This is a genomic window from Nocardioides sp. NPDC057772 (assembly GCF_042798075.1).
Classification (GTDB): Bacteria; Actinomycetota; Actinomycetes; order Propionibacteriales; family Nocardioidaceae; genus Nocardioides.
In genome coordinates this window covers 21232-35469 of sequence record NZ_JBHVKN010000003.1, presented here as the reverse complement: position 1 = coordinate 35469, position 14238 = coordinate 21232, and the positions used below count along the sequence as shown (strand labels likewise).

Below are 14238 nucleotides of genomic sequence, written 5' to 3'. Positions count from 1 at the left end.
ACATGCCCACGCTCGACGAGGTCGCCCGGTTGGCTGGTGTCAGCCGGGCGACGGCGTCGCGCGCCATCAACGGCGGCTCACGCGTCTCGGCGAAGGCCGCGGAGGCCGTCGCCGAGGCCGTGCGGACGCTGGGCTATGTCCCCAACCCGGCTGCCCGGTCCCTGGTGACGCGACGGACCGACACGGTCGCGATGGTTGTGCCGGAGTCGGACGAGCGCGTCTTCGCCGACCCGTTCTTCGCCCGCACGCTGCACGTGGTGACCCAGGCCCTCGCCAAACGCGACCTCCAGGTCGTGCTGCTGATCGCCCAGCCGGGCGACGAGATGCAGCGGACGCTGCGCTACCTGCGCGGTGGACACGTCGACGGCGCGATCGTCGTCTCCCACCACCGCAACGACGCTCTCGCCGACCACCTCGCGGCCATCGGGTTGCCGGCCGCGTTCATCGGCCGGCCGCTGACCGGCGCGGAGAAGGTCTTCTACACCGACCCCGACAACATCGCCGGCGCCCGCGAGGTCACCAACATCCTGATCGAGCGTGGCTGCCGCCGCATCGGCACCATCACCGGTCCCATCGACATGAGCGCCGGCACCGACCGGGCCGCCGGATGGCGGGCCGCCCTCGACGCCGCCGGCCTCGCCACCGACGCGGTCGTCGAGGGCGACTTCACCGAGGACGGCGGCGAGGCCGCCTGCGAGATCCTGCTGCGCGACCATCCCGACATCGACGGCCTGATGGTCGCCTCCGACCTGATGGCCGCGGGCGCGCTCCGCGTGCTCGACCGGGCCGGACGACGCGTCCCCGACGACATCGCGGTCGTGGGCTATGACGACCTCGGCATCGCCGAGCGCACCACTCCCCCGCTCACCACGGTCAAGAACCCGATAGGAGACATGGCGAGGGAGGCCGTCCGGCTCCTCCTCGCCCAGATCGACGGCGGCACCACCATCCCGCGGCGGGTCGTCTTCGCGCCCGAGCTGGTGCGGCGTACGTCTGCTTGACCGAGCCGGTCAGGCCTTGCCCACGATGCGGCCGCGGGCCTCGCCGAAGCCGATCCGGGCGCCGTCGGTGCCGGGGGCGGTGGCGCTCAGGACGACCTCGTCCCCGTCTTCCAGGAACGTACGCGAGACTCCGTTGACCTCGACCGGCTCGGCGCCGCCCCAGGTGAGCTCGATGAACGCTCCACGCTGCTCCCGTTCCGGACCGGAGATCGTCCCGGAGGCGAACAGGTCGCCGGTGCGGCTGGGCGCGCCGTTGACGGTCTGGTGGGCCAGCATCTGCGCGGGCGACCAGTACATGGCCGCGTACGGCGGACGCGACACCGTCTGCCCGTTCCACGCCACGTCGAGCTCGATGTCCAGGCCCCAGGGACGTCGCATCTGGAGGTAGGGCAGGACCGCGGGATCGTGATCGGGCGTGGGGACCCGAGCGGCCTCCAGCGCCAGGAGCGGGACGACCCAGGGTGAGATCGTCGAAGCGAAGGACTTGCCGAGATTCGGCCCGAGCGGCACGTACTCCCAGGCCTGGATGTCGCGCGCGGACCAGTCGTTGAAGAGCACCACCCCGAAGATGTGCCGCTCGGCCTCCTCCGCGGGGATGCTGGCGCCCATCTCGTTGCCGGTGCCGACGACGAACCCCAGCTCGGCCTCGATGTCGAGGCGGACGGAAGGGCCGAAGACGGGAGCCTCGTCGTCGGGCCCCTTGCGCTGACCGGACGGACGGATGATCTCCGTGCCCGAGACGACGATGGACGAGGACCGGCCGTGGTAGCCGACGGGCAGATGCTTCCAGTTCGGCATCAGGGGCTCGGCGGCCTCCGGACGGAAGAGTCGGCCGAGGTTGGAGGCGTGGTGCTCGGAGGCATAGAAGTCGACGTAGTCGGCGACCTCGAACGGAAGGTGGAGCGTCACCGACCCGAGGTCGTGCACGGCCGCGTCCGGCACGTCGCCCTGGATCCTCTCGGTGATCGAGGCGCGGACCTCGACCCAGCGCTCGTATCCCTGCGCCATGAACGGGTTGAGGCTGCCAGCGGCGAAGACCTCGTCGCCGAGCAGGAGCGCCAGGTCGACCACGTGGTCGCCCAGGCGGACGCCGACCCGCCGGTCCTGTCCGGGGACGGAGTAGACGCCGTACGGAAGGTTGGCCAGGCCGTAGAGCGAGCCCTGGGCAATGCTGATGGTGGTCACGCGAGATCCTTTGTGTATCGGGTGTCGAGCGGCGACGCGAGGCCCAGGGAGCTCATCGGTTGCGCGCCCAGGAGTAGGCGTAGCTTCCGTCGTCGGTCGCGCGGCCGGCCTCGCCGAGCAGCAGCGGCCGGAAGGTGTCGACCATGACCGCGAGCTCGTCGAAGAACTCGGCACCGATGCTGCGCTCGTACGCGCCCGGCTGCGGGCCGTGCGGATGACCGCCCGGGTGCAACGAGATCGAGCCCTGGCCGATGCCGGATCCCTTGCGCGCCTCGTAGTCGCCGCCGCAGTAGAACATCACCTCGTCGGAGTCGACGTTGGAGTGGTAGTAGGGCACCGGGATGGCGAGCGGGTGGTAGTCGACCTTGCGCGGCACGAAGTTGCAGATGACGAAGTTGTTGCCCTCGAAGACCTGGTGCACCGGCGGCGGCTGGTGGATCCTGCCGGTGATCGGCTCGAAGTCGCGGATGTTGAACACGTACGGGTAGAGGCACCCGTCCCAGCCGACGACGTCGAACGGGTGGTGCGGCAGCACGTGGACCGTCCCCGCGATCCCGTCCGGCCCGCGGTGCTTGATGTAGACCTCGACGTCCTCACCCTCGACCACCTTCGGCCCCTCGGGCAGCCGGAGGTCGCGTTCGCAGTACGGGGCGTGCTCGAGCAGCTGCCCGTGCTTGGAGAGGTAGTTGCGCGCCGGGCCGATGTGCGAGCTGGCCTCGATCGCGTAGATCCGCAGCGGACCGTCGGGAACGACCCGGTACGTCGTCGCGCGGGGAACGATCACGTAGTCACCGTCCGCCACCACGAGGTCACCGAAGACGGTCTCGACCCGTCCGGTCCCCGCCTCGACGTACAGGCACTCGTCGCCGAGGGCGTTGCGGTAGTAGGGGCTCACCGTGTCGGCCACGACGTAGGCCAGACGTACGTCATCGTTGCCGAGCAGCAGCCGCCGGCCGGTCACGGCGTCGACGCCGGTCGTGCCCTCGGCGAAGAGCTTGTGCGTCGACAGGTGTCGCGGGATGAGCGGGTGATTGGGCACGAGCGAGTGGTCGTTCAGCTCCCACGGGCGGTACTCGCGCACCGCCGAGGGGATGTGCCGGTGGTACAGCAGCGAGGAGTCGGAGGAGAAGCCTTCCTCCCCCATCAGCTCCTCGAAGTAGAGGTTCCCGGCCTCGTCGCGGTGCTGGGTGTGCCGCTTGGGAGGTACGGCACCGGCGGAGTGGTAGTACGGCATGTCTGCTCCTTGTGCGCTGAGCGCACGACTGTGTGCGCTCTAAGCGCAAAAGTAAGACGCCGTGACCCGAGGCGTCAAGAAAGCCGGTTCAGGAGGAACCGAGCTGGGCCAGCTGCCGAGCGGCTGCCCTGACGAGCGGACCGACCTCGGCAGGGTCGAGCTCGTCCATGGTGACGATGCCGACCGACGCGCGCAGCGAGCCGGGCGCCTCGAAGCCGACGGCGATACCCACCGCCCCACGCTGCAGCTCGCCCGCGGTGTGGCTGTACCCGACCTCGCGTGCCTCCCGCACGGCTGGCGAGTCGTCCGGATGCGGCTCGGCGAGCGCACGGATCGCGATCCCGCTCGCCCCCTTGTCCAGCGGGTAGCGCAACCCGATCCGATAGCCGACGCGCACCGGCCCCTGCCCCACCTTCGGGTCGGCCTCCAGCACGGGGACGCACTCGTCCTCGCCATGGGCGACGGTGAGGAACGCCGGAGCACCGGCCGCGTCGGCGAGATCCTGCAGCGACGGCTCGGCCGCCTGGATCAGCTGCGACGAGAACCGACCGGCCAGCGCGATCACCCCGGCCCCGAGACGAAGCCGCTTGTTGACCCCCTGGGTGACGAGCGCACGATCCTCCAGGGTGGCGACGATGCGATAGGCGATCGCACGGTCGACGCCGAGGTGAGCGGCGACATCGGCCACCGTGACACCGGCCGGATTCCGGGAGACGAAGTCCAGCGCCGCCAGCCCGCGATCCAAGCCCTGAAGCGTGGCCATCCTCATCCTCCCGGTCCGGTCGTCGGCTGGGCGCATCAGCTCCCAGCCGCACACTAGAGCACGCCACCGCACACAACCATCCGCCCGGACGACGTGTGTCCGAGCGGGCGGTCGGCAGCGACGTACCACTCGTCCGGCCGCATTTCGCAGTGCGGACTCGTCCCGGGCCTCGCGTCCTGCATCCTGTTAGCGTCGCGAGGCGATGCCACATCGCAATTCGACTGGCAGCGTGCCCCGCCCGAAGTCGGCTACCCGAGTCGACTTCCGCTCACCGGACCTCGAGGACGGTCAGCATCTGTGGCGGATGGCACGGGAATCTCGGGTACTCGACGTCAACACCTCGTACGCCTACCTGCTGTGGGCGCGCGACTTCGCGGCGACGTCGATCGTCGCGACCGTCGATGACGACCCAGGAGGATTCGTCATCGGCTACCGCCGGCCGGACGAGCCGGAGACCCTGATGATCTGGCAGGTCGCCGTCGACGAACGGCACCGCGGCCAGGGTCTGGCCCGCCGCATGCTCGACACGCTCGTCGACCGCCTCGCCGGCGACCAGGGAGTACGCCGCCTGGAGACGACCATCACCGCGGACAACAGCGCCTCCATCGCGCTGTTCACCTCGTTCGCGAACGCACGGGGCGCCTCGATCGAGCGCACGCCGCTCTTCGAGGCCGAGATGTTCCCCGACGGGCACGACCCGGAGCTGTTGTTCCGCATCGGCCCGTTCTCGACCGCACGATCCTCGACCGCACGATCGACGACATCCGGAGGTGTCATGTCCATGACGACGACCGCCGAACCCGCCACCGCGATCTTCGACTCCCTCGAGTCGCAGGTCCGCAGCTACTGCCGCAGCTGGCCGGCCGTGATGACCCACTCCCGAGGAGCCACCGTCACCAGCGAGGACGGGAGGGAGTTCCTGGACTTCTTCGCCGGTGCCGGAGCGCTCAACTACGGGCACAACAACCCCGCCCTGCTGGATCCCCTGCTCGACTATCTGCGCGAGGGCCGCATCGTGCACTCGCTGGACATGCACACCAGCGCGAAGCGGGACTTCCTGCAGGCTTTCAACGACCTGATCCTCGAGCCGCGCAACCTCGACTACAAGGTGATGTTCCCCGGACCGACCGGGACCAACTCCGTCGAGGCCGCGCTCAAGCTCGCCCGCAAGGCGACCGGACGCCAGCACGTGCTGTCCTTCACCAACGCGTTCCACGGGATGACGCTCGGCTCGCTGGCGGTGACCGGCAACTCGATGAAGCGCAGGGGCGCGGGCATCCCGCTGACCAACAGCTCGAAGATCCCTTACGACGACTACTTCAACGGTGCCGTCGACGACTTCATGTGGCTGGAGCGGGTGCTCCAGGACAGCGGCTCCGGCGTCGACAAGCCGGCCGCGATCATCGTGGAGTCCGTCCAGGGCGAGGGCGGTCTGAACGCAGCCCGGCTGGAATGGCTCGAGGCCCTCTCGAACCTGTGCCGCGAGCACGACATCATCCTGATCGTCGACGACGTCCAGGCCGGCTGCGGCCGCACCGGCACCTTCTTCAGCTTCGAGGAGGCCGGGTTCACCCCGGACATCGTCTGCCTGTCGAAGTCGATCTCCGGCTTCGGTCTGCCGATGGCGCTGACCCTGATCCGGCCCGACCTGGACCAGTTCGAGCCCGGCGAGCACAACGGCACCTTCCGCGGTCACAACCTGGCCTTCGTCACCGCCCGGGTGGCGCTGGAGACCTACTGGGCCGACGACTCCTTCCAGAAGGAGGTCCAGACGAAGGCCGCCGATCTGCGCACGGGCCTGACGAAGATCGCCGAGCGCTACGCGGGGGCGGCCGTCCGCGGTCGCGGCCTGCTGACCGGCATCGCCTTCCCGGACGCCAGCTCGGCCGGGAAGATCGCGGCCGCGGCGTACGAGCACGGCCTGCTGGTCGAGACCTCCGGGCCCGAGGACGAGGTGCTCAAGACGATGCCGCCGCTGACCATCGGCTCCGAGGAGCTCGCCCGCGGTCTCGCCGTCCTCGAGGAGGCCACCGCGTCCGTCCTCGGCGACGCCACCGCGGCCTGACCACTTCGACCCGAAACGGAGACAACATGCGCGTCACCTACCTGGAAGACCTCGACGGCACCGACCGAGACGTACGCGTCGCGTCCGAGCACGGGACCTGGCGCAGCCGCCGGATCGTGCTGGCCCGCGAGGGCGTCGGCTTCTCCTTCCACGAGACCAACATCCCCGCCGGGACGACGAACGAGTTCTGGTACGCCAACCACATCGAGTGCGTCTACTGCGTCGGCGGAGAGGGCGAGCTCCTCGACCGCGAGACGGGAGAGACGTACGAGATCCGCGACGGGATGTGCTACCTGCTCGACAAGCACGACAAGCACACCGTCACCGCCACGACCGACCTGCGTCTGATCTGCACCTTCAACCCGCCTGTCACCGGTCGCGAGGTGCACGACGCCGACGGTGTCTACCCGCTTCTCACCGAGACCGAGGAGGTAACTGCATGACCGCTACCACCGAACACACCGACATGTACCCCACCCGCCTCGAGGAGGGCTTCTCCACGCTCCCCCGCCAGGACCAGGTCGTCTGGGGCACGGCGGCAGACGGTCCGATCGACCAGCGGACGCTCGACTCCTACGACGAGCGTGGCTACCTGACCATCCCCGACCTGATCACTCCCGAGGAGGTCGAAGAGCTGCGTGCCGAGCTGCGCCGGCTCAGCACCGACCCGGAGACCCGGGCCGACGAGCGCACCATCATCGAGCCCGCGTCGCGGGAGGTGCGCTCGATCTTCGAGGTGCACCGGACCAGCGACGTCGTCGCCCGGCTGGCGGCCGACCCCCGCGTGGTCGGACGGGCCCGGCAGATCCTCGGGTCGGAGGTGTACATCCACCAGAGCCGGATCAACTTCAAACCCGGCTTCGGCGGGGGCGACTTCTACTGGCACTCCGACTTCGAGACCTGGCACGCCGAGGACGGGCTGCCCCGGATGAGAACCGTCAGCATCTCCATCTCGCTGACCGACAACCACTCCTTCAACGGGCCGCTGATGATCATGCCCGGCACGCACCGGACGTACGTCTCGTGCGGCGGGGCCACCCCCGAGGACAACTACAAGTCCTCGCTGGTGATGCAGGGAGCGGGCATCCCCGACCAGGAGACGATCACGAAGATGGCCGACACCTACGGGATCGACGTGCTGGTCGGCGCCGCCGGCAGCGCGGTCATGTTCGACTGCAACTGCATGCACGGCTCCAACGGCAACATCACGCCCTACCCGCGCTCGAACGTCTTCCTGGTGTTCAACAGCGTGGAGAACACCGCGGTCGAGCCGTTCTCGGCCCCGAGGCCGCGGCCCTCGTTCATCGGGGCGCGCGACTTCACGCCGGTGGGCTGACCGCCCGACGGCGCCCGGGTCGGTGCGGCGTACGTCTGTCTGATCTTTGCCTACCCCTAGGCTGAGCCCATGACACGCACCCGCGCCTTCTCGGGCGCCATGACCGGCGCGGCTCTGCTGGCGCTGCCGCTCGCCCTGACGGCCTGCGGCGGCTCGAGCGAGGACTACGTGCAGGAGAAGACGGTCGAGCGGATCGCGACCGAGCAGCTCACCAACGCCATCGGCGTCACGCCGGAGGACCTCGACTGCCCCGGCGACCTGCAGGGCAAGGTGGGCACCGAGATGACCTGCGTCCTCACCTCCGAAGGCGAGAAGTACGACGCGATCATCACCGTCGACGAGGTCGACGGTGGCCGGGTCCACTTCCAGATCGACGTGCCGCCCAACGCCACGGAGTGAGCCCGAAGAGTCCCCGGAACCGATAACCTGTTGAGTCGTGTCCCCTCATGCGAGGCCCTTCTTCGACCATGTCGCGCGCGTGTGCGACGGCACTCCCTACAAGGCGACCGAGACGGCGCGCGGGTTCGACGTGGAGCTCGACCTGGCTGACGAGCGCTGGCACCCCACGTTGCTGGCCGCCAAGCTGCACTGGGTCTTCACCTACCACGTGTCGATGCCGACCCGGAGCTCCTACGCGATCATCGAGGACACCCGCAGCCTCGTCTGGTTCGGCGACGTGCCCCACACGCAGAAGACCGGCGTACGCCGCATCGAGGCCGATGACGACCAGACCGACCAGGGTGTGTGGCACGTGCACGACCCCTCCTCGGTGCCCGACCTGGACCAGTACCGTTTCGACGCCGAGGAGGGCCGCACGCTGATCACCAGCGTCGCCCGCCTGTACGCGCTGCAGCAGCGCGGCGCGCGGCACGAGGGGGCGGGCTTCTCCGTCGCGGTGGGCCTGGTCGTGACGCTCTCGGTGATCGCGACCGTCATCGGCGTGGCCGTGATCCTCAACCTGATGGGCACCTTCGGCTCGCCGTCTTGACCATGTCGTCGGGACAATCTGTGTGATGCTGGCCCGCATGGATCCGATCCGTGAGGCGCAACGACAGTGGGTCGCGCACGGCTGGGCCGACGCCGCCGATGGGATGGCGCTGGTCACCTCGATCGTGCGCGTGCACCAGCTCGTCATGGAACGCGTCGACGCCGCACTGCGCCCCCACGACCTCTCCTTCGCCCGTTACGAGGTGCTCCGGCTCCTCTCCTTCACCCAGGACGGCCAGCTCCCGATGGCCAAGCTCGGCTCCCGGCTCCAGGTCCACCCTGCCTCGGTGACCAGCGCCGTCGCCCGGCTGGAGAAGCAGGGCTTCGTACGCCGCAGCCGCTCCGACGCCGACGGGCGCGTGGTCCTCGCCGCCATCACCGGTGCAGGACGCGAGGTGGTCGAGGCGGCCACGGTCTCGCTCAACACCGAGGTCTTCGAGAAGCCGGGGATCGAGGACGTACCCGGTCTGACGGGGCTGCTCAGCCAGCTCCGGGCGGCAGCCGGCGACACCGTCGGCTGAGACGTCGACGTCGCGTACTGGCAAGTATGTGATCCACGACCTATCCTGGAAATACTTGGACGTCCAACTATTCCCCGGGAGACCCGCCCATGTCCGACCTCCACATCCCCCAGCACCACGTGCGGATCGTGACCGCGAGCAGCCTCTTCGACGGTCACGACGCGGCGATCAACATCATGCGCCGGATCTTCCAGGCGCAGGGGTGCGAGGTGATCCACCTCGGTCACAACCGTTCGGTGACCGAGATCGCCGACGCCGCCGTCCAGGAGGACGCCCACTGCGTCGCGGTCTCCTCCTACCAGGGCGGTCACGTGGAGTTCTTCGAATACCTGGTCAGCGCGCTCAAGGAGCGCGGCGCCGGCCACGTCAAGGTCGTGGGCGGGGGCGGCGGCGTCATCGTTCCCTACGAGATCGAGCGACTGGCCAACTCCGGCGTCAAGATCTTCTCCCCCGAGGACGGCCAGCGGCTGGGCCTGCCGGGGATGATCAACTCGGTCGTCCGCGACATCGACCGCGACCTGTGGCCCACCTTCAACATCACTCCCTGCGGGGTGATCGAGGGCTACGGACTCTCCATCGGACGCGCCATCACCGGCGCCGAGCAGGCACGGCTGCCCGAGGACTTCCTGGCGGAGCTGCGTGAGGCCGACCAGGCGGTCGTCCTCGGCATCACCGGCACCGGCGGCTCCGGCAAGTCCTCGCTCACCGACGAGCTGGTCCGGCGGCTGCGCACGGACCAGGAGGACAAGATCCGGATCGGCGTGCTCGCGATCGACCCGACCAGGCGGCGCGGTGGCGGTGCGCTGCTGGGCGACCGGATCCGGATGAACTCGCTGGCCGCCATGCACGACGGCGGCTCGACGACCTTCTACCGCTCGCTGGCCACGCGCGGCGGCCACGAGATGCCCGAGCACTTCGCCGAGGTCCTCGCCGTGATGAAGGCCGCCGTCGACCTCGTCATCGTCGAGACGCCCGGCATCGGCCAGGGCGACACCGGCATCAGCGACTTCGTCGACGTGTCGCTCTACGTCATGACCCCTGAGTTCGGCGCCGCGAGCCAGCTGGAGAAGATCGACATGCTCGACTTCGCCGACGTCGTGGCGATCAACAAGTTCGAACGGCGCGGGGCCGAGGACGCGCTGCGCGACGTCTCCCGCCAGCTCGTCCGCAACCGCGAGGCCTTCACCTCCTCCCCCGACGACATGCCGGTCTTCGGCACCTCGGCCGCGGCCTTCGACGACGACGGCGTCACCGCGCTCTACCAGCACATCAAGGGCCTCCTCGTCGAGGCCGGCCTGCCGCTGAGCGAGGGCACGCTCCGCCGCGTCGACACCCGCCACTCCACCGGGCTGCACCCGATCATCCCCGAGAAGCGGGTGCGCTACCTGGCCGAGATCGCCGGCGACGTACGCGACTACCACGCGCGCACCGGCGAGCTCGTCGCGGCGGCGCGCAAGGAGCAGGCCTACGAGATCGTCGCCGCGGACCACCCCGAGCTCGAGGTCCCGGCCTCCGAGCTCCCCGAGGACCTGCGCAAGCAGCTGGACTCGTGGCAGGAGACCAAGGAGACGTACGCCGCCGACGACAGCGGCCGCACCTCGCTGTCGGGCAACTACATCCCGCGCGTGGCCACCCCGGGCTACACCGACCGCGGCGAGCTGACCAGGTTCCTGCGCAACGAGAACCTGCCCGGCTTCTTCCCGTTCACCGCGGGCGTCTTCCCCTTCAAGCGGCAGGGAGAGGACCCGGCGCGGATGTTCGCCGGCGAGGGTGACCCGTTCCGCACCAACCGCCGCTTCAAGCTGCTCTCCGAGGGCCAGCCGGCCACCCGCCTCTCGACCGCGTTCGACTCGGTCACGCTCTACGGCCGCGACCCCGACGTACGCCCCGACATCTACGGCAAGGTCGGCACCTCGGGCGTCTCGGTGGCCACGCTGGACGACATGAAGGCCCTCTACGACGGCTTCGACCTGCTGGCCCCGACGACCTCAGTGTCGATGACGATCAACGGGCCGGCGCCGACGATCCTGGCGTTCTTCCTCAACACCGTGATCGACCAGGCCCGCGAGCGCGGCGTCGACCCGGCGAAGGCGCTGCAGACCGTCCGCGGCACGGTGCAGGCCGACATCCTCAAGGAGGACCAGGGCCAGAACACCTGCCTGTTCTCCACGGAGTTCAGCCTGCGCTGCATGGCCGACATCCAGGAGTGGTTCATCGAGAACGGGGTCCGCAACTTCTACTCGGTCTCGATCTCCGGCTACCACATCGCCGAGGCCGGGGCGAACCCCATCTCCCAGCTCGCCTTCACGCTGGCCAACGGCTTCACCTACGTCGAGTCCTACCTGGCCCGCGGCATGGACATCGACGACTTCGCACCCAACCTGTCCTTCTTCTTCTCCAACGGCATGGACCCCGAATACTCCGTCATCGGGCGGGTCGCCCGCCGGATCTGGGCGATCGCGATGCGGGACCGCTACGGCGCCTCGGAGCGCTCGCAGAAGCTGAAGTACCACATCCAGACCTCGGGCCGGTCCCTGCACGCGCAGGAGATGGACTTCAACGACATCCGCACCACCCTGCAGGCACTGATCGCGATCTACGACAACGCGCAGTCGCTGCACACCAACGCCTTCGACGAGGCCGTCACCACCCCGTCGGAGGAGTCGGTACGCCGCGCGCTGGCGATCCAGCTGATCATCAACCGCGAGTGGGGCATGGCCTTCAACGAGAACCCGCTGCAGGGCTCCTTCATCATCGACGAGCTCACCGACCTCGTCGAGGAGGCCGTGCTGAAGGAGTTCGACCGGATCTCCGAGCGCGGCGGCGTGCTCGGCGCGATGGAGACCGGCTACCAGCGCGGCAAGATCCAGGACGAGTCGATGCTCTACGAGCACCGCAAGCACGACGGCACCCTGCCCATCGTCGGCGTCAACACCTTCGTCCGCGACACCAACGGGGAGCCGGCCGGCCCCATCGAGCTCGCCCGGGCGACCGAGGCCGAGAAGAAGTCCCAGCTCGACCGTGTCCACGCCTTCCAGGCCGCCCACGCGGCCGAGGCGGAAGCCGCGATCGTACGTCTCAAGCAGGCCGCCACCTCCGACGAGAACATCTTCGCCGCGCTCATGGACGCCGCCCGGGTCTGCTCGCTCGGCCAGGTCACCGAGGCGTTCTTCGAGGTCGGGGGCCAGTACCGGCGGAATGTGTGAGGTTCCTCCATCAAGGTATGCAGCCGAAGATGCACATCCCGTGTGGAGCTCCGCACGGGATGTGCACCTCGACCTGCATACCTTGACGAAGGACCACCCCCGCCGTACGTCACGCCTTGCTGTGGGCTCCGGTCATCAGGGCCGCGAGGTCCTCGGGCTCGAGGAACGACGGCGGGGGCGGTGGCCCCCAGCTGAAGAGCCCGGCCGCGCCCTCGAGGACCTCGGGCTTCCAGATCTCGTCCTCGGGGATGCAGTCCATGTCGGAGAAGTACTCCGAGAAGTTGCCGGCCGGGTCCTTGAGGTACCAGAAGAAGTTCGAGCCGGCGTGGTGGCGGCCGAGGCCCCAGACGTGGCGTTCGGGAGCGCCCTCGAGCATGGCGTGCGCCCCGCAGCCGACGTCGTCGATGTCGTCGACCTGCCAGCTCGTGTGGTGCAGGTAGTTGACCGGCGACTGCAGCGCCAGGAAGTTGTGGTGGTCGGTCGAGCAGCGCATGAACGCGCCCTTGTCGCCGATGTGATCGGACACCTTGAACCCCAGTCCGTCGATGAAGAAGCGCATCGTCGTGGCGAGGTCGGTGGTGCCGGCCACCGCATGACCCAGGCGCCGCGGCCGCACCGGTTCGGTACGCAGCACCCCGGGCGCACGCCCGCGCCGCTCGATCCGGCCCGGCCCGTTGTAGGGCGTGGCCGGTTGCGGCTCCTGGCTCAGCCTGGGCAGGACGCGCACCCTGACGGTGAAGCCGCTGACCGGTTCGGTGGTCACCAGCGCGTCCCCGTCCAGGGACGCCGGGTGCCCGAGCCGCTGCAGAGATGCGGCGATGCGGGCGAGGTCGTCGTGGTCATCGGCCGCGACACCCAGCTCGACGAGCCTGCGGAAGGGCGCCCGCACGAGCTGCAGCTGGTCGCCGCCGTCCCGGGTCGCCAGCGTCGACTCGCCGCTGGGTCGCAGCCCGAAGTCGGTGTAGTAGGACGCCGTCGCCGCCACATCGGGCACGCCGATGGTGACGTGGCTGAGGCGGTGCAGACTCATCGCGGTTCACCCCCGGTCGGCGCCGCCACGAAGGTCTGACGCAGCTCGCCGATGCCTTCGATCGTACTCACCAGCGTCTGGCCGGCCTCGATGAAGCGCTGCGGGTCACGGCCGAGGCCGACGCCGTCGGGCGTGCCGGTGAAGATCAGGTCCCCCGGATAGAGCGTGACGATCTTCGACAGCTCGGCCACCAGCCTCGGGACCGACACGATCAGGTTGCTGGTGCGACCGATCTGGACGTTCTCGCCGTCGAGGTCGCAGCGCAGCTCGAGGTCGTCCCGGTCGGGCAGCTCGTCGGCGGTGACCAGCCATGGCCCGGTCGGTGAGAAGCCGGGGAAGGACTTGCCGAGGCCGAACTGCGGCGCCGGACCACGCAGCTGGGTCACCCGCTCGGAGATGTCCTGGCCGACGGTGACACCGGCGACGTGATCCCAGGCGTCGGCCTCGGAGACGTTGGTGGCCGTGCGCCCGATGACCGCCACCAGCTCGACCTCCCAGTCGGTGTTGCCGCCCTCGGGAAGCACCACCTCGGTGACCGGCCCGGTCAGGCTGCTGACGAACTTCGGGAAGACCGGCGGGAGCCCGGTGGGCGCCTCGAAGCCGGACTCGGCGGCGTGAGCGGTGTAGTTGAGGCCGATCGCGAAGATCTGTCGTGGTGCCGGCGAGGGCGCACCGAGCTCGGCGACGTCGACCCCGACCGTGTTCGCCGGGTCGTCCGTCGGGGCGCTCAGGGCCCAGTCGAAGAAGGCCGACCAGTCGGCGTACAGGCTGGCCGGGTCGGGTCCGAACCGGCCGTCGCTGGCCTTGTGGACGTCGACGGCCCGCGGCTCGGGAGCGTCGGGGTCGGCGGTGGTGATCAGGACGGCGCGGCCGTCCAGGTTGGCGAGCTTCATGATGATTCCTTCGTGGT

Annotated in this window: 13 protein-coding genes; 8 read left to right on the top strand and 5 right to left on the bottom strand. The window is 69.3% G+C overall.

Translation table 11 applies throughout. The annotated features are described in order from the left end of the window. Positions 1-2 precede the first annotated feature (2 nt). Positions 3-1001, top strand: a complete 999-nt coding sequence (locus tag ACFVJS_RS01180; protein WP_378876695.1) for a LacI family DNA-binding transcriptional regulator — start codon at positions 3-5, stop codon at positions 999-1001. A gap of 9 nt (positions 1002-1010) precedes the next feature. Here the strand turns inward: ACFVJS_RS01180 and fahA are convergent, their stop codons facing one another. The 3 genes from fahA to ACFVJS_RS01165 form a co-directional block, all read right to left on the bottom strand. Further along, positions 1011-2186, bottom strand: a complete 1176-nt coding sequence (fahA, locus tag ACFVJS_RS01175) for a fumarylacetoacetase (RefSeq protein ID WP_378876606.1) — start codon at positions 2184-2186, stop codon at positions 1011-1013. Positions 2187-2238: 52 nt separating this feature from the next. After that, positions 2239-3420, bottom strand: coding sequence for a homogentisate 1,2-dioxygenase (locus ACFVJS_RS01170; RefSeq protein WP_378876604.1), 1182 nt, complete (start codon positions 3418-3420; stop codon positions 2239-2241). Positions 3421-3508: 88 nt separating this feature from the next. Further along, entirely contained in the window at positions 3509-4183 is a 675-nt protein-coding gene (locus ACFVJS_RS01165; RefSeq protein ID WP_378876602.1) for an IclR family transcriptional regulator, read from the bottom strand. Positions 4184-4412: 229 nt separating this feature from the next. On the opposite strand from ACFVJS_RS01165, the gene ectB reads away from it, so the two are divergent. From ectB to icmF, 7 genes are all read left to right on the top strand, one after another. Continuing rightward, entirely contained in the window at positions 4413-6248 is a 1836-nt protein-coding gene (gene ectB, locus ACFVJS_RS01160; RefSeq protein WP_378876600.1) for a diaminobutyrate--2-oxoglutarate transaminase, read from the top strand. 26 nt (positions 6249-6274) lie between these two features. Then, complete coding sequence (locus ACFVJS_RS01155) at positions 6275-6691, top strand: ectoine synthase (RefSeq protein ID WP_378876598.1); 417 nt, start codon at positions 6275-6277, stop codon at positions 6689-6691. Continuing rightward, entirely contained in the window at positions 6688-7584 is an 897-nt protein-coding gene (gene thpD, locus ACFVJS_RS01150; RefSeq protein WP_378876596.1) for an ectoine hydroxylase, read from the top strand. The genes ACFVJS_RS01155 and thpD overlap by 4 nt, the downstream gene beginning before the upstream one ends. A 69-nt stretch (positions 7585-7653) precedes the next feature. Further along, a complete protein-coding gene (locus ACFVJS_RS01145; protein ID WP_378876594.1) occupies positions 7654-7983 on the top strand; it encodes a DUF4333 domain-containing protein in 330 nt (109 codons plus the stop codon). 37 nt (positions 7984-8020) lie between these two features. After that, the gene (locus ACFVJS_RS01140) at positions 8021-8572 is read left to right on the top strand and encodes a hypothetical protein (RefSeq protein ID WP_378876592.1); all 552 of its coding nucleotides are present in this window, start codon (positions 8021-8023) and stop codon (positions 8570-8572) included. A gap of 37 nt (positions 8573-8609) precedes the next feature. Beyond that, on the top strand, positions 8610-9092 hold the full coding sequence (locus tag ACFVJS_RS01135) for a MarR family winged helix-turn-helix transcriptional regulator (RefSeq protein ID WP_378876591.1): 483 nt from the start codon (positions 8610-8612) through the stop codon (positions 9090-9092). Between the two features lie 89 nt (positions 9093-9181). Continuing rightward, complete coding sequence (gene icmF / locus ACFVJS_RS01130; RefSeq protein ID WP_378876588.1) at positions 9182-12298, top strand: fused isobutyryl-CoA mutase/GTPase IcmF; 3117 nt, start codon at positions 9182-9184, stop codon at positions 12296-12298. 109 nt (positions 12299-12407) lie between these two features. Here the strand turns inward: icmF and ACFVJS_RS01125 are convergent, their stop codons facing one another. Both ACFVJS_RS01125 and ACFVJS_RS01120 read right to left on the bottom strand, forming a co-directional pair. Continuing rightward, positions 12408-13328 (bottom strand): VOC family protein, encoded by a 921-nt coding sequence (locus ACFVJS_RS01125; RefSeq protein WP_378876586.1) that lies wholly within the window; start codon positions 13326-13328, stop codon positions 12408-12410. Further along, positions 13325-14221, bottom strand: coding sequence for a fumarylacetoacetate hydrolase family protein (locus tag ACFVJS_RS01120; protein WP_378876584.1), 897 nt, complete (start codon positions 14219-14221; stop codon positions 13325-13327). Before ACFVJS_RS01120 ends, ACFVJS_RS01125 begins: the two co-directional genes overlap by 4 nt. Between the last annotated feature and the right edge of the window lie 17 nt (positions 14222-14238).